This window comes from Pseudomonas sp. PKS, from assembly GCF_051913525.1.
Lineage (GTDB): Bacteria > Pseudomonadota > Gammaproteobacteria > Pseudomonadales > Pseudomonadaceae > Aquipseudomonas > Aquipseudomonas guariconensis_D.
The window spans coordinates 224,248-246,432 of sequence record NZ_JBEGDO010000007.1; the positions used below are offsets into that span (position 1 = coordinate 224,248).

At 62.6% G+C, this 22,185-nt stretch carries 20 protein-coding genes; 11 read left to right on the top strand and 9 right to left on the bottom strand.

Going from position 1 to position 22,185, the window contains the following annotated elements; translation table 11 throughout:
- Positions 1-18: 18 nt before the first annotated feature.
- From ABOA88_RS10365 to gpmI, 4 genes are all read right to left on the bottom strand, one after another.
- Complete coding sequence (locus ABOA88_RS10365) at positions 19-783, bottom strand: divergent polysaccharide deacetylase family protein (RefSeq protein WP_070571687.1); 765 nt, start codon at positions 781-783, stop codon at positions 19-21.
- 8 nt (positions 784-791) lie between these two features.
- Positions 792-2,117: a S41 family peptidase gene (locus tag ABOA88_RS10370; protein WP_196170933.1), complete on the bottom strand. Its 1,326-nt coding sequence runs from the start codon at positions 2,115-2,117 to the stop codon at positions 792-794.
- A gap of 79 nt (positions 2,118-2,196) precedes the next feature.
- Positions 2,197-3,480: a murein hydrolase activator EnvC family protein gene (locus ABOA88_RS10375; protein WP_196170932.1), complete on the bottom strand. Its 1,284-nt coding sequence runs from the start codon at positions 3,478-3,480 to the stop codon at positions 2,197-2,199.
- 169 nt (positions 3,481-3,649) lie between these two features.
- A complete protein-coding gene (gpmI, locus tag ABOA88_RS10380) occupies positions 3,650-5,185 on the bottom strand; it encodes a 2,3-bisphosphoglycerate-independent phosphoglycerate mutase (RefSeq protein ID WP_196170931.1) in 1,536 nt (511 codons plus the stop codon).
- A gap of 202 nt (positions 5,186-5,387) precedes the next feature.
- On the opposite strand from gpmI, the gene ABOA88_RS10385 reads away from it, so the two are divergent.
- The 3 genes from ABOA88_RS10385 to secB are packed head-to-tail and all read left to right on the top strand — an operon-like array spanning position 5,388 to position 6,579.
- The gene (locus ABOA88_RS10385) at positions 5,388-5,801 is read left to right on the top strand and encodes a rhodanese-like domain-containing protein (protein WP_043212541.1); all 414 of its coding nucleotides are present in this window, start codon (positions 5,388-5,390) and stop codon (positions 5,799-5,801) included.
- Between the two features lie 2 nt (positions 5,802-5,803).
- A complete protein-coding gene (grxC, locus tag ABOA88_RS10390) occupies positions 5,804-6,058 on the top strand; it encodes a glutaredoxin 3 (RefSeq protein ID WP_043212544.1) in 255 nt (84 codons plus the stop codon).
- Positions 6,059-6,096: 38 nt separating this feature from the next.
- Entirely contained in the window at positions 6,097-6,579 is a 483-nt protein-coding gene (gene secB, locus ABOA88_RS10395; protein ID WP_043212546.1) for a protein-export chaperone SecB, read from the top strand.
- 93 nt (positions 6,580-6,672) lie between these two features.
- Here secB and trmL read toward each other — a convergent pair whose 3' ends face one another.
- Positions 6,673-7,134: a tRNA (uridine(34)/cytosine(34)/5-carboxymethylaminomethyluridine(34)-2'-O)-methyltransferase TrmL gene (gene trmL / locus ABOA88_RS10400; RefSeq protein ID WP_043212548.1), complete on the bottom strand. Its 462-nt coding sequence runs from the start codon at positions 7,132-7,134 to the stop codon at positions 6,673-6,675.
- On the opposite strand from trmL, the gene ABOA88_RS10405 reads away from it, so the two are divergent.
- The gene (locus ABOA88_RS10405; RefSeq protein ID WP_196170929.1) at positions 7,133-7,570 is read left to right on the top strand and encodes a hypothetical protein; all 438 of its coding nucleotides are present in this window, start codon (positions 7,133-7,135) and stop codon (positions 7,568-7,570) included. The two genes, trmL and ABOA88_RS10405, sit on opposite strands and share 2 nt — an antisense overlap.
- A gap of 299 nt (positions 7,571-7,869) precedes the next feature.
- On the opposite strand, the gene ntrC is transcribed toward ABOA88_RS10405, so the two are convergent.
- The 3 genes from ntrC to glnA all read right to left on the bottom strand — a co-directional run bounded on the left by ntrC (position 7,870) and on the right by glnA (position 12,149).
- The gene (gene ntrC, locus ABOA88_RS10410) at positions 7,870-9,306 is read right to left on the bottom strand and encodes a nitrogen regulation protein NR(I) (RefSeq protein WP_043212552.1); all 1,437 of its coding nucleotides are present in this window, start codon (positions 9,304-9,306) and stop codon (positions 7,870-7,872) included.
- Positions 9,303-10,388 carry a nitrogen regulation protein NR(II) gene (glnL, locus tag ABOA88_RS10415; RefSeq protein WP_090343303.1) on the bottom strand — a complete coding sequence of 362 codons (1,086 nt, stop codon included), beginning with the start codon at positions 10,386-10,388 and terminating at the stop codon, positions 9,303-9,305. Before glnL ends, ntrC begins: the two co-directional genes overlap by 4 nt.
- Before the next feature lie 354 nt (positions 10,389-10,742).
- Positions 10,743-12,149 (bottom strand): type I glutamate--ammonia ligase, encoded by a 1,407-nt coding sequence (glnA, locus tag ABOA88_RS10420; protein ID WP_043212556.1) that lies wholly within the window; start codon positions 12,147-12,149, stop codon positions 10,743-10,745.
- 493 nt (positions 12,150-12,642) lie between these two features.
- Here glnA and thiI point away from each other — a divergent pair, with 493 nt between their 5' ends.
- Complete coding sequence (gene thiI / locus ABOA88_RS10425; RefSeq protein WP_043212559.1) at positions 12,643-14,097, top strand: tRNA uracil 4-sulfurtransferase ThiI; 1,455 nt, start codon at positions 12,643-12,645, stop codon at positions 14,095-14,097.
- A gap of 127 nt (positions 14,098-14,224) precedes the next feature.
- Positions 14,225-16,045 carry a translational GTPase TypA gene (gene typA / locus ABOA88_RS10430; RefSeq protein WP_196144028.1) on the top strand — a complete coding sequence of 607 codons (1,821 nt, stop codon included), beginning with the start codon at positions 14,225-14,227 and terminating at the stop codon, positions 16,043-16,045.
- Positions 16,046-16,215: 170 nt separating this feature from the next.
- On the opposite strand, the gene ABOA88_RS10435 is transcribed toward typA, so the two are convergent.
- Positions 16,216-16,620 (bottom strand): YkgJ family cysteine cluster protein, encoded by a 405-nt coding sequence (locus ABOA88_RS10435; RefSeq protein WP_196170928.1) that lies wholly within the window; start codon positions 16,618-16,620, stop codon positions 16,216-16,218.
- Between the two features lie 180 nt (positions 16,621-16,800).
- Between ABOA88_RS10435 and ABOA88_RS10440 the strand changes: the two genes are divergently transcribed.
- The 5 genes from ABOA88_RS10440 (at position 16,801) to ABOA88_RS10460 (ending at position 22,146) form a co-directional block, all read left to right on the top strand.
- Entirely contained in the window at positions 16,801-19,251 is a 2,451-nt protein-coding gene (locus ABOA88_RS10440; protein ID WP_367851533.1) for a glycogen/starch/alpha-glucan phosphorylase, read from the top strand.
- Between the two features lie 239 nt (positions 19,252-19,490).
- On the top strand, positions 19,491-20,501 hold the full coding sequence (locus tag ABOA88_RS10445; RefSeq protein WP_196162462.1) for a class 1 fructose-bisphosphatase: 1,011 nt from the start codon (positions 19,491-19,493) through the stop codon (positions 20,499-20,501).
- 3 nt (positions 20,502-20,504) lie between these two features.
- A complete protein-coding gene (locus ABOA88_RS10450) occupies positions 20,505-21,101 on the top strand; it encodes a DUF924 family protein (RefSeq protein WP_070571680.1) in 597 nt (198 codons plus the stop codon).
- A gap of 221 nt (positions 21,102-21,322) precedes the next feature.
- Positions 21,323-21,577, top strand: a complete 255-nt coding sequence (bamE, locus tag ABOA88_RS10455; RefSeq protein WP_043212571.1) for an outer membrane protein assembly factor BamE domain-containing protein — start codon at positions 21,323-21,325, stop codon at positions 21,575-21,577.
- A complete protein-coding gene (locus ABOA88_RS10460) occupies positions 21,574-22,146 on the top strand; it encodes a lipocalin family protein (protein WP_196170926.1) in 573 nt (190 codons plus the stop codon). The genes bamE and ABOA88_RS10460 overlap by 4 nt, the downstream gene beginning before the upstream one ends.
- The last annotated feature ends 39 nt before the right edge of the window (positions 22,147-22,185 follow it).

Consider the following 22,185-nt stretch of genomic DNA (forward strand, 5'->3'; position numbering starts at 1 on the left):
TAGTGAAGCATGATGGCTTCAGCGGTTGCTGTAACGGCCATGCTTGCCATGTGCGGGCATGGCCTGGTTGCTCCGTTCGGCGATCATCTGGTGAAGGCCGATCAGCTCTATGCCCTGCTGCTTGAGTCGGGGAAGTTCTCGTTCCAGCACGTCCAGGGTCTGAGGGTAGGGATGGCCGATGAGCACCGCCGAGCCTTGTCTACGGGCCAGGGCCACGCCCTGCTGCAGCTGCGCGGAGATGGCCTCGGTGGTGCGGGTATCGTCCAGGAAGACGTCTCGCGAGACATGCGCCAGCCCAAGGGCCTGGGCCTTGGCCGCGGCCACGGTGGCGGCACTGGTGCGGCTGTCGACGAAGAAGAGGTGACGCCGCTGCAACTCTCCCATCAGCCAGGCCATGGGCTCGGCCTGGGAGGTCATGCGGCTGCCCATGTGGTTGTTGATGCCAGCGGCGAAGGGCACTTTGGCCAAGGCGGCATCCAGGCGGCGGGCGAGCTCTTCGATAGGGGTGCCTGGGTGCCAGGCGTACGGGCCGGTGGCAGGGTCCATGGGCATGTGCAGGATCACCGTGCGCCCGGCTTTGTGGGCCTGGCGGGCGAAGTCGGTGGCATGGGGCGTATCGGGCATGATCGCCATCGTGATCGGGCCCGGCAGGGCGAGGGTACGGCTGTCGCGCTCGCTGCTCTGGCCCAGGTCGTCGATGATGATGCTCATGTAGGCCTTGGCCGGCGCCGCATGGGCGGTGCCGGCCAACAGGCAGAACAGCGTCAACAGCAGGTAACGCATGAGACGGGTCAGTCGCCCTTGGTGATGTTCAGGCCTTTGAGCAGGCTGAGGGCTTGGCTGAGCTGGAAGTCACCATCCTGCGGCCGCTCCTTGCGCTTGCTGCTGCCAGTAGGACGGTCGGCACCGCCGTTGCCGTTGCCCAGGTGGCCCTGCAGGTCGGCTTCCTTGAAGTTCTCGGTGTCCGCTTCGGCGGTGAGCTTGGCTGGGCGTACCTCGATGTCCGGGACAATGCCCTGGGCCTGGATCGAGCGGCCGTTGGGCGTGAAGTACAGCGCGGTGGTGAGCTTGAGCGCACGGTCGTTGTTCAGCGGCAGCACGGTCTGCACCGAGCCCTTGCCGAAGCTGTCGGTGCCCATCAGCACTGCGCGCTTCTGGTCCTGCAGGGCGCCAGCGACGATCTCCGAAGCCGAGGCGCTGCCGCCGTTGATCAGTACCACCAGTGGCACGCCTTCGCTGGCGTCGGCACGGTCGGCGGAGAAGCGCAGCTCGGAGTTGGCGATGCGTCCCTTGGTGTAGACGATCAGGCCTTTGGTGAGGAAGTGGTCGGCCACTTCCACCGCCGATTGCAGCACGCCGCCGGGGTTGTTGCGCAGGTCCAGGACCACGCCGCGCAGTTTCTTGCCGTTGTCCTTGCGCAGCTTGGCCAGTGCCTTGCCGACTTCCTCGCCGGTCTTGACCTGGAACTGGGTGATACGGATGTAGCCGTAGTCGTTCTCCAGCAGCTGACTCTTGACGCTCTTGACCTGGATCACCGCGCGGGCGAGGGTCACGTCGAAGGGCGTGCCGCCGTCGCGGACCAGGGTCAGGGTGATCTTCTCGCCCACCTTGCCGCGCATCTTGTCCACGGCTTCGGTCATGGTCTGGCCGCGGGTCGGGGCACCGTTGATCTTGACGATCAGATCGCCCGCCTCGATGCCGGCGCGCGAGGCCGGGGTGTCGTCGATCGGCGAGACTACCTTGACGAAGCCGTCCTCCATGCCCACTTCGATCCCCAGGCCGCCGAACTCGCCGCTGGTGCTTTCCTGCAGCTCCTGGAAGTCCTCTGGCCCCAGATAGGCCGAGTGAGGGTCGAGGTTGCTCAGCATGCCCTTGATGGCGTTTTCCAGCAGGGTCTTGTCGTCCACCGGCTCGACGTAGGCGGCCTTGATGCGATCAAGGACCTCGGCGAAGGTGCGCAGCTCATCCAGCGGTAGTGGCGCCTTGGCGGTCACCTCGGTGGCCGGTACCGTCGCGCGATTGGCCGGTGCGGCCGGCTCAGCGGCGGAAGCCAGGGGCGCGCCGACCACCAGGGCGATGGTCAGGGCCAGCTGGGTGAGGCGAGACGAGTGCAGCATGTCGAACGAACTCCTGATCCTGTTGGTGCTCCCTCGAAGGAGCATCGGCGCAGCTGTGGCTATGCCGTAAAAAAGGTGACTAACCGCGGCACCACTGCGAAGGGTCTGTGGGGCGACCCTGCTGGCGAATGGCGAAATACAGGCCCGAGCTGTCCTGTCCACCACTGTCGCCAACGGTGGAAATGGCCTCTCCGGCCTTGACGATGTCGCCGGCGCGCTTGAGCAGGCTCTGGTTGTGGCCGTACAGGCTCAGGTAACCATTACCATGGTCGAGAATGACCAGAAGTCCAGCGCCACGCAACCAGTCGGCGAACACCACGCGCCCGCCGTGTACGGCGCGCACCTGGGTGCCCGGGTTGGCGCCGATCATCACACCGTCCCACTTGGCCCGGTCATCGCCACCGCGTGCATCGCCGAAGCGTGCCAGCAATCGACCATTGACCGGCCAGGGAAGTTTTCCGCGGGCGGCAGAAAAAGCGCCGCCGTAGCTTGCGCCATCGCTGGAGACGAGGGGGCCGAGGGTGGTGCGGGCTTTTTTCGGGGCTTCTTCTTCATTGGCAGCGAGGGCCTGCTGCTGGCGGCGCTGCTCTTCGGCCTGCTGCTGGGCCAGCAAGGCTTTCTTGCGGGCCTCTTCGGCTTCGCGGGCCTGGCGGGCCAGGGTTTCCTCGATGGTCTTGAGGACCTTGGTCAGGTCGGCCTGATCCTGCTGGCGGGCCTGCAGTTTCTGATCGCGGGCCTGCATGTCGGTGTTGAGCTTGGCCAGGACTTGCCGGCGCTCGTTGCGCACGGCCTCGAGCTCTTGGCGGCGGCTGTCGAGGTTGCCGCGCTGGGCCAGCAATTGTGCCTGCTGGCTGTTGATGTCCTGCTCGACATTGGCCAGCTGGCGCAGGGTCTCGTTGAAGGCGCGCAGTTGCTCCAGGCGCGCCTTGCTCAGGTAGTCGTAATAGGTGAGGGTGCGAGCGAATTTCTCGGGGTTCTGCTGGTTGAGCAGCAGCTTGAGGTATTCCTCACGACCGCTCTGGTAGGCGGAGCGGGCCTGGATGGCGATCAGTCGCTGTTGTTCAACGCGGGCGCTCTGGAGTTTTTTTTTCTCGGTATCAAGGCGCTCCAGCTCGCCCTCGGTCTTTTTTAGTTCTTGTTGCAGAGCCTCCACCTGCTTTTCCAGGTCGCCGATTTCGGTTTCGGTGGACTTGAGGTCTTTCTGCACGCCGGACTTTTCCTCCTGGAGCTTGCCCAGCATCTTCTTCAGCTCGGCGATGTCCTGGCGGGTGGCTTCCAGTTGTTGCTGGGTCTGCACGCGCTCGTCGGCAAAGGCCGGGCTGAGCAGGCAGGACAAGGCGAGTAGGATCAGGGCGCGAAGCATGGGGTTGGGCGTACCAAGGATGGAGACTGGCCTAGTATGCCCGCCTGGGCCTGCAAAAAAAACGCCTCGCAGTGTCAGCGGTCAGCTTCAAGCTGCAAGCGGCAAGAAACAGCGAGCACCGGCCCGCTTTTTTCTTGCTGCTTGAGGCTTTTGGCTTGTGACTGGTCGATCACTCCTCGACGAGGATCGACGTGCCGGTCATTTCGGCAGGCTTTTCCAGGCCCAGCAGCTTGAGCATGGTCGGCGCCACGTCCGCCAGCACGCCGCCTTCGCGAACCTTGAGGTTGCGCTTGCCGACATAGATGAACGGCACAGGCTCGGTGGTATGGGCCGTGTGTGCCTGGCCAGTGCAGGCATCTTCCATCTGCTCGACGTTGCCATGGTCGGCGGTGATCAGCGCTTCGCCGCCCACCTTGTCCAGTGCCTGGACGATACGCCCAACGCAGCCGTCCAGCGCCTCGACCGCCTTGACCGCGGCTTCGAACACGCCGGTGTGGCCGACCATGTCGCCGTTGGCGTAGTTGACCACGATCACGTCATAGCGCTGTTGCTCGATGGCCTCGACGATACGGTCGGTGACTTCCGGTGCGCTCATTTCCGGCTGCAGGTCGTAGGTGGCGACCTTCGGCGATGGGATCAGGATGCGTTCCTCGCCTTCGAACGGCTCCTCACGACCCCCCGAGAAGAAGAAGGTGACGTGGGCGTACTTCTCGGTCTCGGCGATGCGCAGTTGGGTCTTGCCCTTCTTGGCCAGGTACTCGCCGAGCACATTGTCCAGGCTGGCTGGGGCGAACGCGGCCGGGGCCGGGATCTTGGCCGAGTACTGGGTCAGGCCAATGTAGGCGGCCAACTTGGGCAGGCGGGCGCGGGGGAACTCGTTGAAGTCTGTCTCGACGAATGCGCGGGACAGCTCGCGGGCACGGTCGGCGCGGAAGTTCATGAAGATGACGGCATCGCCGTCCTCGACCTTGACGGCTTCACCGATGCGGGTGGCTTTGACGAACTCGTCGCTCTCGTCACGGGCGTAGGCCGCTTCCAGGCCGGCCAGGGCCGATGGCGCGGTGTGGTCGGCGACGCTGTCGACAATCAGGTTGTAGGCGGCGCTGACGCGGTCCCAGCGGTTGTCGCGGTCCATGGCGTAGTAGCGACCGATGAGGCTGGCGATGCGGCCCTTGCCCAGCTTGGCGAAGGTGGTATCGAGCAGTTCGATGGACGACTGCGCGCTGCGCGGCGGGGTGTCGCGGCCATCGAGGAAGGCGTGCAGGTAGATCTTGTCGGCGCCACGCTGCGCGGCCAGTTCGGCCATCGCGATGAGGTGATCCTGGTGGCTGTGTACGCCACCGTCGGACAGCAGGCCGAGAATGTGCACGGCCTTGCCGGCGCCCACGGCCTTGTCCACCGCGCCGGTGAGCACCGGGTTGCTGAAGAACTCGCCATCGCGGATGGCCTTGGTGACCCGGGTGAAGTCCTGGTACACCACTCGCCCGGCACCGAGGTTCATGTGACCGACCTCGGAGTTGCCCATCTGGCCGTCAGGCAGGCCGACATCCATGCCGGAACCGGAGATCAACCCGTTGGGCTGGCTGGCGCGCAGGCGATCGTAGACCGGGGTATTGGCGGCGAAGATGGCGTTGTACTCGGGGCTTTCGCTATGCCCGAAACCATCCAGGATAATCAGGACCAAGGGTTTTGGCGTGTTCGTCATCAATCCTACTCACGGTTGCAAGATGATAAAGACACGCATTTTAGGGCAAATCGGCCAGCGGCGGCCAATTTCCTCCAAATGAACGGGCAATGCCCGACAGGCTGTCGATGCGGGCGATTTTCCAGCGGGCCTGCCGGGCTTTGGCGGGCCTGGGGGGCTGTGTATACTGGCCGGCATTTTCAATCGCGTGGAACACCCTCAGATGGTTGCTAACCTGATTCAATTTGCGACAAACCACTACATCCTGGTGGCGATCTTCGTTGTTCTGCTGGTCCTGCTGCTCATCAACGAAATCCGCCGCGGCGGCCAGAGCCTGAGCAACGGCCAACTGACCGCGCTGGTCAACGCCGACAAAGGCGTGGTGATCGACATCCGTCCGAGCAAGGAATACTCGTCGGGCCACATCGTCGGCGCCCTGAACATCCCGCAGGACAAACTGGTCAACCGTATGGCCGAGCTGGACAAGCACAAGGGCAAGACCCTGATCGTTGTGGACAGCATGGGCCAGCAGTCCGGCACCATCTGCCGCGAGCTGCTCAAGGCTGGTTACACTGCCGCCAAGCTCAGCGGTGGCGTTTCCAGCTGGAAAGCCGATAACCTGCCCCTGGTGAAGTGATCATGAAGCCTGTCATCGTCTACTCCAGCGACTATTGCCCCTATTGCATGCGTGCCAAGTACCTGCTCGAGAGCAAGGGCGTGGCCTTCGAGGAAATCAAGGTCGACGGCAAGCCGCAGGTGCGCGCCGAGATGAGCCAGAAGGCGGGCCGCACCTCGGTACCGCAGATCTGGATCGGCACCACCCACGTTGGCGGATGCGATGACCTCTATGCACTGGAGCGGGCGGGCAAGCTCGATGCCCTGCTCGAGGCCTGAATCACAGCTCGTACATAACCATTAGGAAAAGATCTGCCATGACTGACCAGCAGAACAACGGCGCCGCCGACGACAATTCCCCGCAATTCTCCCTGCAACGCATCTACGTGCGTGACCTGTCCTTCGAGGCGCCGAAGAGCCCGCAGATCTTCCGCCAACAGTGGGAACCGAGCGTCTCGCTGGACCTCAACACCCGTCAGAAAGCCCTGGAAAGCGATTTCCACGAAGTGGTACTGACCCTGTCGGTGACCGTCAAGAACGGTGAAGAAGTGGCCTTCATCGCCGAAGTGCAACAGGCCGGTATCTTCCTGATCAAGAACCTCGACGCGGCCTCCATGAGCCATACCCTCGGTGCGTTCTGCCCGAACATTCTGTTCCCGTATGCTCGCGAGACCCTGGACAGCCTGGTGACCCGTGGTTCGTTCCCGGCGCTGATGCTCTCCCCGGTCAACTTCGATGCCTTGTACGCGCAGGAAATGCAACGCATGCAGGAAGCCGGCGAAGCGCCGACCATGCAGTAATCGCTGCAACAGATACAAAGGGCGACTTCGGTCGCCCTTTTTTTGTCCATGAGGCCCTGTTCGCGGGTAAACCAGCTGCGAACAGGCAGTGCATCAACTGCCGGCAAAACCCTGCTGACGCCACGCCTCATAGACGGTTACCGCCACGGTGTTGGACAGGTTCAGGCTACGGCAGCCGGGCCGCATGGGCAGGCGCAGGCGTTGCTGCGCAGGCAGGCTGTCCAGCACCTCGGTTGGCAAGCCCCGGCTCTCAGGTCCGAACAGGAAGGCGTCGCCCGGCTGGTAATCGACCTCATGGAAGGCATGCGAGCCTTTGGTGGTAAAGGCGAACAGTCGCGGCTGGCCGAGGCTCTCCAGGCAGTCAGCCAGGCTCTGGTAGCGCTTGAGCGTGGCATACTCGTGGTAATCCAGCCCTGCCCGGCGCAAGCGCTTGTCGTCCAGCTCGAAGCCCAGCGGCTCGATCAGGTGCAGGGCGCAGCCGCTGTTGGCGCAGAGGCGGATAATGTTGCCGGTATTCGGCGGAATCTCTGGTTGAAAGAGGATGACGTGAAACATGCACGGCTCCAGGCGTGAAGATGACGAGCATTCTACCCTCGAACCCGACCTGCGTTCGAAGGCTTGGCCGCGGGTGCTGTTGTCCCTGGCAATCGTCGGCATGATGGTGGGGTTGATGATCGGACGCCTGACTGCGCCCGAGGAGCGGGTGCTGGAACAGGTGGAAGTGGTGCAGGACGGTCTGGATTTGTGGTTCAACGACGAACCCAAGCTGCACGGCGAGACGGTGCAGGGCACCGTGGCCTTGGTGTTCCAGGCCGAGGGCCAACCCCAGCGAGGCCAGTTGCAGGTGCAAGGAAAGCCGGCTGGCTGGCGGTTACAGAACAGCGAGGAAGGTTTGTTACTGACGGTGGTCGCCGCGCGCCCTCTGCGCGGCGAATGGAGCGGTGCACAGGACGCTGGGCGCTGGCGGGTGCAGGTGAGGCTGCACGAATAAAAGAGGGGATATCCCGGCCTGCCTGTACCGAGGTCCCCGAAACTGGAGATATCTGTCTTATTGCAGAAGCCGTGCCAGTTTCGGGATGTCCGGAAACGCTGGGTTTTGAGCGGTTTTGGCGGGATTTTTCGAGGTTTTGTGCCTCGGCGCGGTGCAGAGGGCACAGGATCGGTGCAGGGGGCTTTTAGGGCTGCGTTGCGGCCCGTCGCCAGCGCAAGGGAGGCATAAAACCTGTGGGCGTTGGCGACAGCCTGCGATGGGCTGCAAAGCAGCCCCAAGAATCGCGGTTTCAGCGAGGATCAATGATCGTCGCCATCCTCCTCATCCCCGCCGTCGACGCGCATCCCCAGCTCCTTGATCTTGCGTGTCAGGGTATTGCGTCCCCAGCCCAGCAGTACGGCGGCATCCCGGCGGCGGCCTGCGGTGTGCTTGAGGGCGGTCTCGATCATGATGCGCTCGAAGCTCGGCACGGCGCTGTCGAGCAGGTTCGACTGGCCGCGGGCCAGGGCCTGGTCGGCCCACTGGCGCAGGGCCTGTTCCCAGTTGGTGACCGGCGCCGAGTCCTGCGGCAGGTTGAGCAACTCCGGTGGCAGGTCGCCGATCAGCACTTCGCGGCTGGAGGCCATGACGGTGATCCAGCGGCAGGTGTTCTCCAACTGGCGGACGTTGCCCGGCCAGGGCAGATTGCGCATGAACTCTTCGGTTTCCGGCTTGAGCAGCTTGGGCTCGACGGCCAGTTCCTTGGCGGCGCGGCCAAGGAAGTGCCGCGCCAGGGCAGGGATGTCTTCGCGCCGATCGGCCAGGCGCGGAATATGGATGCGGATCACGTTCAGGCGGTGGAACAAGTCTTCGCGAAACTTGCCGGCTTGCACCAGCGACTCCAGGTTCTGGTGGGTCGCGGCGATGATGCGTACGTCCACCTTGACCGGCACATGACCACCCACTCGGTAGAACTCGCCGTCGGCCAGGACGCGCAGCAGGCGGGTCTGGGTGTCGGCGGGCATGTCGCCGATCTCGTCGAGAAACAACGTACCGCCGTCGGCCTGCTCGAAGCGGCCGCGGCGCAGGTTGGCGGCCCCGGTGAAGGCGCCTTTCTCGTGGCCGAACAGTTCGGATTCCATCAAATCCTTCGGAATGGCCGCCATGTTCAGAGCAATGAAGGGGGATGCCGCCCGTGGGCTGTGGCGGTGCAGGGCGTGGGCCACCAACTCCTTGCCGGTACCGGACTCGCCGTTGATCAGCACGGTGATGTTGGAATGGCTGAGGCGACCGATCGCGCGGAACACCTCCTGCATCGCCGGCGCCTCGCCGATGATTTCCGGCGTGCGGGCCAGGCTTGTCGGCACGTCGAGTGCTTGTTGCTCCTGGGCGTGCTGATTGGCGCGCTTGACCAGCGAGACCGCATCGTCCACGTCGAACGGCTTGGGCAGGTATTCAAAGGCGCCGCCTTGGTAGGAGGCGACGGCGCTGTCCAGGTCCGAATGGGCGGTCATGATGATGACCGGCAGGCGTGGGTGCTGCTCGCGGATCTGTGCAAGCAGGTCCAGGCCGCTGGTGCCGGGCATGCGAATGTCGGAGATGATCACGTCCGGTTGCTGGCGGGCCAGGCGGCCCATGACGCCATCGGCGCTGTCGAAGCTCTGGGTGGTCATGCCTTCTTGCTGCAGGGCTTTTTCCAGGACCCAGCGGATGGAGCGATCATCATCGACGATCCAGACGGTTTCACTTCGGCTCATGAGGCGGTGGCTCCTTGTTCCAGGGGCAGGTAGATCGAGAAGGTGGTGTGGCCGGGGTGGCTGTCACATTCGATCAGGCCCTGGTGCTGGCTGATGATGTTCTGAGTGATGGCCAGGCCCAGCCCGGTGCCGTCCGGGCGGCCGCTGACCATGGGGTAGAAGAGGGTGTCCTGCAGTTGCGCAGGGATGCCCGGGCCGTTGTCGGTGATCTCGACCCGCGCTACCAGGCGATGGCGCACATGGCCAATGGTGAACTGGCGCACCGCGCGGCTGCGCAGGGTGATGCGGCCCAGGCGCAGGTCGTTCTGGCTGGCGATCGCTTGCATGGCGTTGCGCACGATGTTGAGCACCGCCTGGATCATCTGTTCGCGGTCGACCAACACATCCGGCAGGCTCGGGTCGTAGTCGCGCACCAACGTGATGCCGCCCTGGCTTTCGGCTTCCACCAGGCTGCAGACCCGCTCCAGCACTTCGTGGATGTTGGTCATGGCCAGCGATGGCAGCTTGTTGGAGCCGAGCATGCGGTCGACGAGGTTTCGCAGGCGGTCGGCCTCCTCGATGATCACATTGGTGTAGTCGCGAAGGTCGTCATGCGGTAGCTCCCGGGCCAGCAGTTGCGCCGCACCACGGATGCCGCCGAGGGGGTTCTTGATTTCGTGAGCCAGGCCGCGTACCAGCAGCTTGGTGGTTTCCTGCTTGCTTAGCTGGGCTTCTTCCTTGGTGATACGTAGCAGGCGGTCACGGGGGTGGACCTCCAGCAGCAGCAGGGTCTGGCCCTGGTGCAGGATCGGCGTCACGGCGTAGTCGACGGTGATGCTCTGGCCGGTCAGCGAGGTCAGTTGCGCTTCGCGCTTGGTGAACGGGTGCGCCTGCTCCACGGCCAGGCGCAGAGAGTTGAGCGCTTCGACCGACTCGGTGAACAGCTCGCTGATGAACTGGCCGTGACTGCGCTGACCACTGACCGCCAGCAGCATTTCGGCGGCAGGGTTCATGTACTCCAGGCGCAACTCGGCATTGAGCAAGAGCGTGGCCGTGGTCAGGTTGTCCAGGAGCAGTCGGTGCTGTGCATCGCTGATGGTCATAAGGCGTCGTCGACCTCTTTTGGCGCTTGCCAGGCACTGTTTTGGAAGGGCCGGGCGCGGGATGGAGCCGCTGGTGCGGTTCCGTCCTTTACAAAATGCAAGAAACAAACCAAAGCTCTGAAAAGAAGCGGGATTTACCGATAAAGGCCTGAATTTGCGCACATTCGGATCAGAAACTCTGGATGAAACGTTTCATTTGAACCAGATTGGGGAGCAGGCTGAAGCTCGGCGCACTGGCGTGCACCAAGATAGAGCATAGCGTGGTGAGGGAGGTTTCTGCGTGGGCAGAAACGAAAACGGCCTCCCGAGGGAGGCCGTCTTTGATCATGTCATCGGCGCGAGGCGCCGATCAGATCAGCAGCTGTAGTACAGCTCGTATTCCAGCGGGTGCACGAAGGTACGGACCTTGATCTCTTCTTCGCTCTTCAGCTCGATGAAGGCATCGATGAAGTCGTCGGAGAACACGCCGCCCTTGGTCAGGAACGCACGACCTTTGTCCAGCTCTTCCAGGGCTTCTTTCAGGCTGCCGCAAACCTGTGGGATGTCCTTGGCCTCTTCAGGCGGCAGGTCGTACAGGTTCTTGTCGGCAGCATCGCCTGGGTGGATCTTGTTCTGGATGCCGTCCAGGCCAGCCATCAGCAGGGCTGCGAAGGCCAAGTACGGGTTGGCCGATGGGTCCGGGAAGCGCGCTTCGATACGGCGGGCTTTAGGGCTGCCGACGTAAGGAATACGGATCGAGGCGGAACGGTTGCGAGCCGAGTAGGCCAGCATGACCGGGGCTTCGAAACCTGGGACCAGACGCTTGTAGGAGTTGGTCGACGGGTTGGTGAAGCCGTTCAGGGCCTTGCCGTGCTTGATGATGCCGCCGATGAAGTACAGGGCGGTGTCGGACAGGCCGGCATAGCCTTCGCCGGCGAAGGTGTTCTTGCCGTCTTTCCAGATCGACATGTGCACGTGCATGCCCGAGCCGTTGTCGCCGTACAGTGGCTTCGGCATGAAGGTGGCAGTGCGGCCGTAGGCGTCGGCAACGTTGTGCACGACATACTTCAGGGCCTGTACTTCGTCAGCCTTCTTCACCAGGGTGTTGAACTTGACGCCGATTTCGTTCTGGCCGGCAGTCGCCACTTCGTGGTGGTGAACTTCGACGGTCTGACCCATTTCTTCCAGTGCGTTGCACATGGCAGTACGGATTTCGTGGTCGTGGTCGAACGGCGGAACCGGGAAGTAGCCGCCTTTGACGCCTGGACGGTGGCCTTTGTTGCCGCCTTCCACGTCAGCGTCGGTCATCCACGAGCCTTGCTCGGAGAAGATCTTGAACATCGAACCGGAGATGTCCGACTTGAATTTCACTTCGTCGAAGATGAAGAACTCAGGCTCTGGACCGGCGAATACGGTGTCACCGATGCCGGTGCTCTTGAGGTACTCTTCGGCGCGCTTGGCGATCGCACGTGGGTCGCGATCGTAGCCCTGCATGCTCGACGGGTCGACGATGTCGCAGGTCAGGATCAGGGTTGGCTCTTCGGTGAACGGGTCCAGTACGGCGGTTTCGTCGACCGGCATCAGGATCATGTCGGAGGCTTCGATGCCTTTCCAGCCAGCGATGGAGGAACCGTCGAACATCTTGCCGACTTCGAAGAAGTCGTCTTCCAGCGCATCGCGCGCCGGCATGGTCACGTGGTGCTGAGTGCCTTTGGTGTCCGTGAAACGCAGATCAATCCACTTGACGTCATGATCTTTGATGAGTTGAACCGACTTCGACATAGTGTCCTCCGGATGGTCTAGGGCGCGGTGGGCCGCTGCCCTGGAAAAAGGGTGTCGCCGGGCGCGGATAGTCGGCCAAGCTTGCCTGCCTCACAAGGGAGCAAATTGCATGCCAGTGCCCGAAAATGGCGAAGGCGGGACAAAAGGGGGCGGTTACAGGCAATTGGGGGCCCCAGCACAGTGAGAAATGCACTCTTGCGAGGCATGTTTTCAAGTGTGCGCACCAAATGTGTGCGTTCTTTGGGAGGTGTGTTTCCCTTGAGGTTCGTTCGCGAGTAAAAAGCGCTCCTGCAAGGGGCGCACACCGGCTGGAAACTTATGCTGACCCTTGCGGCCGCGGCTTTACCCGCGAATGGGGCGGTACAGGCAGCGTAAAACGCGCCTTCGGCATTTATCTAAAAGCTTCTGATCAAAAGTTGCTCAAAGCTTGAGCAATTTCCGCTATAATTCGCGCCCCTCATTTTCGGCAGGCCCTGTGCGCGCTGTTAAACCAATGAAACTTATCGTCAAAGTCTTCCCAGAGATCACCATCAAAAGCCGGCCGGTGCGCAAGCGTTTCATCCGCCAGCTCGGCAAGAACATCCGCGTCGTGCTCAAGGATCTGGATCCTGAGCTCGCGGTCGATGGCGTCTGGGACAATCTCGAGGTGGTCACCCGCGTCGAGGACGAGAAGATCCAGCGCGAAATGATCGAACGCCTGACCTGCACGCCCGGGATCACCCACTTCCTGCAGGTGGAGGAGTATCCGCTGGGCGACTTCGACGACATCGTCGCCAAGTGCAAGCACCACTTCGGCCACCTGCTGGCCGGCAAGCGCTTCGCCGTGCGCTGCAAGCGCGGCGGTCACCACGACTTCACCTCGATGGATGTCGACCGTTATGTCGGCAGCCAACTGCGCCAGCAGTGCGGCGCCACCGGAATCGACCTCAAGACCCCGGAAGTCCTGGTCCGCATCGAGATCCGTGATCAGCGCCTGTACGTGATCCATAACCAGCATCAGGGCATCGGCGGCTACCCGCTGGGCGCCCTGGAGCAGACCCTGGTGCTGATGTCCGGTGGCTTCGACTCCACCGTGGCGGCCTACCAGATGATGCGCCGCGGTCTGATGACCCACTTCTGCTTCTTCAACCTTGGCGGCCGTGCCCACGAGCTGGGCGTGATGGAAGTCGCCCACTACCTGTGGAAGAAGTTTGGCAGCAGCCAGCGCGTGCTGTTCATCAGCGTACCGTTCGAGGAAGTGGTCGGCGAGATCCTGAACAAGGTCGACAACAGCTACATGGGCGTGACCCTCAAGCGCATGATGCTGCGCGCCGCCGCACGCATGGCCGATCGCCTGGAAATCGAGGCACTGGTCACCGGCGAGGCGATCTCCCAGGTTTCCAGCCAGACCCTGCCGAACCTGTCGATCATCGACTCGGCTACCGACAAGCTGGTGCTGCGCCCGCTGCTCGCCAGCCACAAGCAGGACATCATCGACACCGCTTACCAGATCGGCACTGCCGAGTTCGCCAAGCACATGCCTGAATATTGCGGCGTGATCTCGGTGAACCCGACCACCCATGCCAAGCGCCACCGCATGGAGCACGAAGAGAAGCAGTTCGACATGGCGGTGCTCGAGCGTGCCCTGGAGCGCGCCAAGTTCATCTCGATCGACCACGTCATCGACGAGCTGGGCAAGGACATCGAGATCGAGGAGGTGGCCGAGGCCTTGCCAGGCCAGATCGTTCTCGACATTCGTCATCCCGATGCCCAGGAAGACGAACCCCTGGTGATCGACGGCGTCGAAGTCCAGGCCATGCCGTTCTACGCGATCAACAGCAAGTTCAAGCACCTGGATGCCAACCGCCAGTACTTGCTGTATTGCGACAAGGGTGTGATGAGCCGTCTGCACGCACACCACCTGCTCAGTGAGGGACATGCCAATGTGCGTGTTTATCGTCCGGCATAAGACGCCAGGGCTGTATGGCGGCAGCATCCGCCATCGCCCTCCCGACCATCGGGCCCGCTGAGCCTCAAACCGTACATATTCGCCGCCTACACTGGCGGCAACCGAATCCTCTGATCGAGATACAGTTGTGATCGAAAATCTGCGTAACATCGCCATCATCGCCCACGTTGACCATGGCAAAACCACCCTGGTCGACAAACTCCTGCGCCAGTCCGGCACCCTGGAGCGTAACGAGCTCAACGACGAGCGCGTTATGGACTCCAACGACCAGGAAAAAGAGCGCGGCATTACCATCCTGGCGAAGAACACCGCCATCCGCTGGAACGACTACCGCATCAACATCGTCGACACCCCCGGCCACGCCGACTTCGGTGGCGAGGTCGAGCGCGTGATGTCGATGGTCGACTCCGTGCTGCTGCTGGTCGACGCCCAGGACGGCCCGATGCCGCAAACCCGCTTCGTGACCAAGAAAGCCTTCGAAGCCGGTCTGAAGCCGATCGTCGTGATCAACAAAGTCGACCGTCCGGGCGCGCGTCCTGACTGGGTTCTGGACCAGATCTTCGACCTGTTCGACAACCTGGGCGCCACCGACGACCAGTTGGACTTCCAAGTGGTCTACGCTTCGGCCCTGAACGGCATTGCCGGTCTCGACCACACCGACATGGCCGAAGACATGACCCCGCTGTACCAGGCCATCGTCGACCACGTGCCGGCACCGACCGTCGACGTCGACGGCCCGTTCCAGATGCAGATCTCCGCACTGGACTACAACAGCTTCCTGGGCGTAATCGGCGTTGGTCGTATCGCCCGTGGCCGCGTCAAGCCGAACACCCCGGTCGTCGCCATCGACACCGAAGGCAAGAAGCGCAACGGCCGTATCCTCAAGCTGATGGGCCACCACGGCCTGCACCGCGTTGACGTCGAAGAAGCCACCGCTGGCGATATCGTCTGCATCAGCGGCTTCGACGAGCTGTTCATCTCCGACACCCTGTGCGACATGAACCACGTCGAAGCGATGAAGCCGCTGACCGTCGACGAGCCGACCGTTTCGATGACCTTCCAGGTCAACGACTCGCCGTTCTGCGGCAAGGAAGGCAAGTTCGTCACCAGCCGTAACATCAAAGAGCGTCTGGACAAAGAGCTGCTGTACAACGTTGCCCTGCGCGTTGAAGAAGGCGACTCGGCTGACAAGTTCAAGGTTTCCGGTCGTGGTGAGCTGCACCTGTCGGTTCTGATCGAAACCATGCGTCGCGAAGGCTTCGAAATGGCCGTGGGCCGTCCTGAAGTGATCATCCGCGAAGTCAACGGCGTCAAGCAGGAGCCGTTCGAAAACGTCACCATCGACATCCCTGAAGAGTCCCAGGGCAAGGTCATGGAAGAAATGGGTCTGCGTAAAGGCGACCTGACCAACATGGCGCCGGATGGCAAAGGCCGTGTGCGTCTGGAGTACAACGTTCCGGCCCGTGGCCTGATCGGTTTCCGTAACCAGTTCCTGACCCTGACCAACGGTGCGGGCATCCTGACCTCGATCTTCGATCGCTACGACACCATGAAGCCAGGCACCATGTCGGGTCGTCTGAACGGTGTTCTGGTTTCGATCGAGACCGGCAAGGCCCTGACCTACTCGCTGGAAACCCTGCAGGCTCGCGGCAAGCTGTTCATCGAGCACGGCCAGGACATCTACAACGGTCAGATCATCGGCCTGAACAGCCGTGACAACGACCTGGGCGTGAACCCGACCAAAGGCAAGAAGCTCGACAACATGCGTGCTTCGGGCAAAGACGAAGTCATCGCTCTGGTTCCACCGGTTCGCCACACCCTCGAACAGGCCCTGGAATTCATCCAGGACGACGAGCTGTGCGAAGTCACGCCGAAGTCGATCCGTCTGCGCAAGAAGATCCTCGACGAAGGCGAGCGTACCCGCGCTGCCAAGAAAGCCAAGGCTTGATGTACTAGCCTGAGCTGAACGAAAACGCCCCCGGTCGAAAGGCCGGGGGCGTTTTTGTTTGTCTGATGTTCTTGCGTGGCCCGCGCTGTCGGCAAGCCCGCGCCCACAAGAATTTCAATGAGCGCTGTGGGGGCGGGTTCAGCCGCGAACAGGTCGTTACAGGCAAACGATCAACGGGTGGTCGCCTTGGGTTTGTAAGCGCAATACCCTGGGCGCGGCCCGATTTTCGGATGATTGCGGCAGGTGTCCGGGCGCTTGTCATAGATGGTGCATAGCCGGCTCTTGCGATCCAGGTACAGGCAGTCATCGTTGCTCATCCGGGTCAGGGTGAAGATTCCCGACTTCTGGTTAAAGCGCTCGATGATGCCGTCCTTCTGCAGGCGCTTGGCGATGTTCTTCGGGGGTTCGTCCTTTTCGAACTCGTCCACCACGCCGATGCGGATCAGGTCCTTGATCTTGACCTCCACCGGCAAGGTGCAGCAGGTCGAGTGGCAGCCCCCGCACATGTGGCTGGAATAGCGTTGCCAGGTTTCCAGGCGGTCGACTTCGGCGGCGGCGATCAGGGTCGGTTTCATCGTTATGTGGGCGTATCACAGTTGGGGCGCGCGATGATACCGGAGTTGTTCAAATTGTGAACAACCTTTCGCCCGAATCGCCGAGTGGATGTGAAAACCGCGAACCCGCGCTGTCGCTCTGTGTCGAAGCGTCTAGGCTGAACAACCTGTGCTTTCGTCAAACTTGCCCGAGGATGCCGCATGTCCCAGGAACCCAAAGCGCGTGATGCAGAAGTGGCTGAGTTCCGCGCCGCTGTATTGGCCAAGCTGACCTACGCGGTCGGCAAGGACCCGGAGCATGCCTTCGATCACGATTGGTTCGAAGCCATTGCCCTGGCTGCCCGCGACCACATGGTCGATCATTGGATGGACCACACCCGCCAGGCGTATCGACGCAGCCAGAAGCGGGTCTATTACCTCTCGCTGGAATTTCTCATCGGCCGGCTGCTCTACGACAGCCTGAGCAACCTCGGGCTGCTGGACATCGCCCGTGAGGCCCTCGAAGGCCTGGACGTAGACCTCGAACGAATCCGCCTGCTCGAGCCGGATGCCGCGCTGGGCAATGGCGGCCTGGGGCGGCTGGCGGCATGCTTCATGGAGAGCATGTCGACCTTGGGGATTGCCGCCCATGGTTACGGCATCCGCTACGAACATGGTCTGTTCCGCCAGGCCATGGTCGATGGTTGGCAGCAGGAGCAGACCGAGAACTGGCTGGATTTCGGCAACCCTTGGGAGTTCGAGCGGGCCGAGGTGATCTACCCGATCAGCTTCGGCGGCAGCGTCGAGACGGTGCAGGACATCCACGGCCAGCCGCGCCAGGTCTGGTGGCCGGGCGAGACGGTGCGGGCGGTGGCGTACGACACGCCGGTGGTCGGCTGGCGCGGGGCCAGCGTCAACACGCTGCGCTTGTGGCGCGCCCGGGCACTCGAAGAGCTGCACTTGGAGCGCTTCAATGCCGGTGACCATTTGGGCGCGGTGGCCGAGGTGGCACGGGCCGAGAGTATCTCGCGGGTGCTTTACCCGGCTGACAGCACCGAGGCGGGCCAGGAACTGCGCCTGCGCCAGGAGTACTTCTTCGTGTCGGCCTCCCTGCAGGATCTGTTGCGCCGCCACTTGAACATGCATGACAACCTCCTCAACCTGCCGGATGCGGCGGCCATCCAGCTCAACGACACGCACCCGTCCATAGCCGTGGCCGAGCTGATGCGCCTGTTGGTGGACCAGCACGAGATCCCTTGGGACACCGCCTGGGAACTGACCGTCAACACCCTGGCCTACACCAACCACACGCTGCTGCCCGAAGCCCTGGAAACCTGGCCGGTGGCGCTGATGGAGCGCATGCTGCCGCGGCACATGCAGATCATCTACCTGATCAACGCCTACCACATCGATGCCCTGCGGGCCAAAGGCCTGCACGACTTCGACGTGCTGCGGGCGGTGTCGCTGATCGAAGAGGACAACGGCCGTCGAGTGCGCATGGGCAACCTGGCCTTCCTCGGTTCGCACAGCGTCAACGGGGTGTCGGCCCTGCACAGCCGGCTGATGCGCAGTACGGTGTTCGCCGAGCTGCACAAGCTCTACCCGCAACGGATCAACAACAAGACCAACGGCATCACCTTCCGCCGCTGGCTGTACCAGGCCAACCCGCAGCTCACCGCGATGCTGGTCGAGGCGCTGGGCGCCGAGGTGCTGGACGACCCGGAGCGCAGGCTCAAGGCGTTGGTGCCGTTTGCCGAGAAGGCGAGCTTCCGCAAGCAGTTCGCTGCCCAGCGCCTGCACAGCAAGCGGGCGCTGGCCAGCATCATCCAGGACCGGGTCGGGGTCACGGTCGACCCGCAGGCGCTGTTCGACGTGCAGGTCAAGCGCATCCACGAGTACAAGCGCCAATTGCTCAACCTGCTGCACACCGTGGCCCTGTACCAGGCCATGCGCGCCGAGCCCGGGACCGACTGGGTGCCGCGGGTGAAGATCTTCGCGGGCAAGGCCGCGGCCAGCTATCACCAGGCCAAGCTGATCATCAAGCTGGCCAACGACATCGCCCGGGTGGTCAACAACGACCCGACCGTGCGTGGCCTGCTCAAGGTGGTGTTCCTGCCCAACTACAACGTGAGCCTTGCCGAGAGCATCATTCCGGCGGCCGATCTTTCCGAGCAGATTTCCACGGCTGGCTATGAGGCCTCCGGCACCAGCAACATGAAGTTCGCCCTCAACGGCGCGCTGACCATCGGCACACTCGACGGCGCCAACGTGGAGATGTGCGAGCAGGTGGGGGGCGAGAATATGTTCATTTTCGGCCTGACCGCCCAGCAGGTGGAGGAGCGGCGGCGCTCCGGTGACTTTGGCGCCGGCGCTGCGGTCGCGGCGTCCAGCCGCCTGGCCGATGTGCTGCAGGCAATCCGCAGCGGGGTGTTCTCGCCGGATGATCCGGCGCGCTACACCGGGCTTGTGGACACGCTGGTGGCCTACGACCGCTTCCTGGTGTGCGCCGATTTCGATGCGTACTGGGACGCCCAGCGGCGGGTCGAGGCGCTGTGGCATGCGCCGCAGGACTGGTGGCGCATGGCGGTGCTCAACACGGCGCGCATGGGCTGGTTCTCTTCGGACCGGACCATTCGCGAATATGCCAGCGAGATCTGGAAGGCATTGGACTGAGGTGACGCCATTCGCGGGTAAACCCCACAGGATCGTCGAAGGCTTGGAGGGCTATGCCGTCCTGTGGGAGCCGGCTCATCCGCGAATGGACCCTAACGCCGACCACCGGCCTGGCGAGGGCTGAACTACCCACCTATTGTGCCGTCTGAGAGCCGTGGCGAGTCTCATCGCTCGCTAGCCCGCAACTCTCCCTGTAAACTGCGGGGGTTTTTCTCCCCCTTTCCATTTCGGAGCCATACATGTCCCGCGTTACCCTGAGTCGCTATCTGATTGAGCAGACCCGCAGCAACAATACCCCTGCCGATCTGCGCTTCCTGATCGAAGTGGTGGCGCGTGCGTGCAAGGAAATCAGCCACCACGTTTCCAAGGGCGCCCTGGGTGGTGTCCTGGGCAGCATGGGCACCGAAAACGTGCAGGGCGAAGTGCAGAAGAAGCTGGACGTCATCTCCAACGACATCCTGCTCGAAGCCAACGAATGGGGCGGCCACCTGGCCGGCATGGCCTCCGAGGAAATGGACAACGCCTACCAGATCCCGGGCAAGTACCCTAAAGGCGCCTACCTGCTGGTCTTCGACCCGCTGGACGGTTCGTCGAACATCGACGTCAACGTTTCGGTCGGCACCATCTTCTCGGTACTGCGTTGCCCTAACGAATACCTGAGCCAGAACGAAACCCTCAACGAAAAAGCCTTCCTGCAGCCCGGCACCCAGCAGGTCGCCGCCGGTTATGCCATCTATGGCCCGCAGACCATGCTGATCCTGACCCTGGGCAATGGCGTCAAGGGCTTCACCCTGGATCGCGAACTGGGCAGCTTCGTCCTGACCCACGAAAACATCCGCGTACCGGAAGCCACCGCCGAGTTCGCCATCAACATGTCCAACCAGCGTCACTGGGAAGCCCCGGTCCAGCGCTACGTGGGCGAGCTGCTGGCCGGTGAGACCGGTCCGCTGAAGAAAAACTACAACATGCGCTGGATCGCCTCGATGGTGGCCGATGTGCACCGCATCCTGACCCGTGGCGGCCTGTTCATGTACCCACGCGATGCCCGCGAGCCGAGCAAGCCGGGCAAGCTGCGCCTGATGTACGAGGCCAACCCGATGTCGTTCATCATCGAGCAGGCTGGCGGCGCGTCCACCAACGGTTACGATCGCATCCTCGACATCCAGCCAGAGAGCCTGCACCAGCGTGTGTCGGTGATTCTCGGCTCGAAGGAAGAGGTCGAGCGCGTCACCGCCTACCACAAGGAGTAAGTCATGCTCGCACCTTGGCAGCCGTTACTGGAATGGTGGTTCGGATGGGGTAGCAGCCCCCAGGCCGTGGCTGACGAGAAGAGCTCGCTGTGGTTCGGCAAGCACCATGACGATGAGGCCCGCGAGTACTTCGGCGAGCTGGTCGAGCATGCCCTGGCCGGTGGCCTGGACGAGTGGCAGCAGAGCCCCCAGGGCTGGCTTGGCCTGCTCCTGCTGCTCGATCAGCTGCCGCGCATGATCTACCGTGACACGCCGCGCGCCTTCGATGGCGACCGTCGTGCCCAAGTGGTCGCCATGCAGGGCCTGCAGAAGGGCTGGGACTACCAGTTGCTGCCGATTCAGCGCGTGTTCGTGCTGCTGGTGCTGGAGCATGCCGAGGTGCTGGACTGGCAAAACCTGTGTGTCGAGCGCTACCAGATGCTGCTCGACGAACAGCCTGAGGCCAATGCCCGGTTGTTCGAAGGTTTCCTCGATTATGCCGAGCAGCACCAACGGGTGATCGCTCGCTTCGGTCGCTTCCCGCACCGCAACCTGGTGCTGGGCCGGCCGAGCACCAGCGAAGAAATGGACTTTCTGCTGGAGCCGGGTTCGCGCTTCTGAGCATTTGAATCGATTGCGGGGCAGTTTCGCTCCCACGCTTGTCGTGGACGTGAACTGCCCCGCAATCGTTTCCGCGCTGTGATCAGCGTCTCACGCCGCACACCAGCCGACCAATGGCGTAGGGTGAAAACCAGGGGAGCAGGGAACCGAGGCGGCTTTTTGTCTTCTAAGCTGTCTGCAGGCCACCATGCCTGTGCCTTCATCTCCAGGAGTGTCCCTTCATGTCGTTGCGTTCCCTCGCCCTGTTGTCCTTGTGCGTCGTCCTGACCGCTTGCAGCAAGATCAACCAGGAAAACTATTCCAAGCTCAAGACGGGCATGAGCAAGGCTGAAGTGGAGCAACTGCTCGGCACGCCGGCCGAGTGTTCGGGCGCGCTGGGCATGAGCAGCTGCACCTGGGGTGACGAAAAGAGCTTCATCAGCGTGCAGTATGCGGCCGACAAAGTCCTTATCTATTCCGGGCAGGGTCTCAAATGAAGCGTTTGCACCTGCTGTTGGCGTTCTGCGCGGTGATCGTCTTGGGTGGCTGCGCCACCTCCGCGACCGATCCACTGGTGCCGAAGACTGCCGGAAACATCGACCTCAAACGCTATGAAGGCAAGTGGTTCGAGCTGGCACGTTTGCCGATGACGTTCCAGCGTGACTGTGCCCAGTCCGAAGCTCACTACAACCTGCGGCCCGATGGCACGATGGGTGTACTCAACCGCTGCCGCATGTTCGATGGCGAGTGGCTGCGCGCCGAAGGTTCGGCCTGGCCGCAGGAGCCGGGGCACAACGACCGGCTGTGGGTAGAGTTCAACAATTGGTTCACGAACCTGGTGCCGGGCGTGGCCAGAGGCGAGTACTGGGTGTTGTATGTGGACGAGCGCTACCGCACGGCGATTGTCGGCAGCCCGGACCGCAAATACCTGTGGCTGCTCTCGCGGACCCAGACTCTTCCGGCGGTGGAGCGCGAAAGCCTGCTGGCCAAGGCGCGTCAGCAAGGCTATGACACCACCCGCCTGATCTGGCGTGCATCGGACAAGCAGATAGTCGCTTCGCACTGATTCAGGCAGGTTGAACGCAATCGCGGGGGGGGGGAGAAA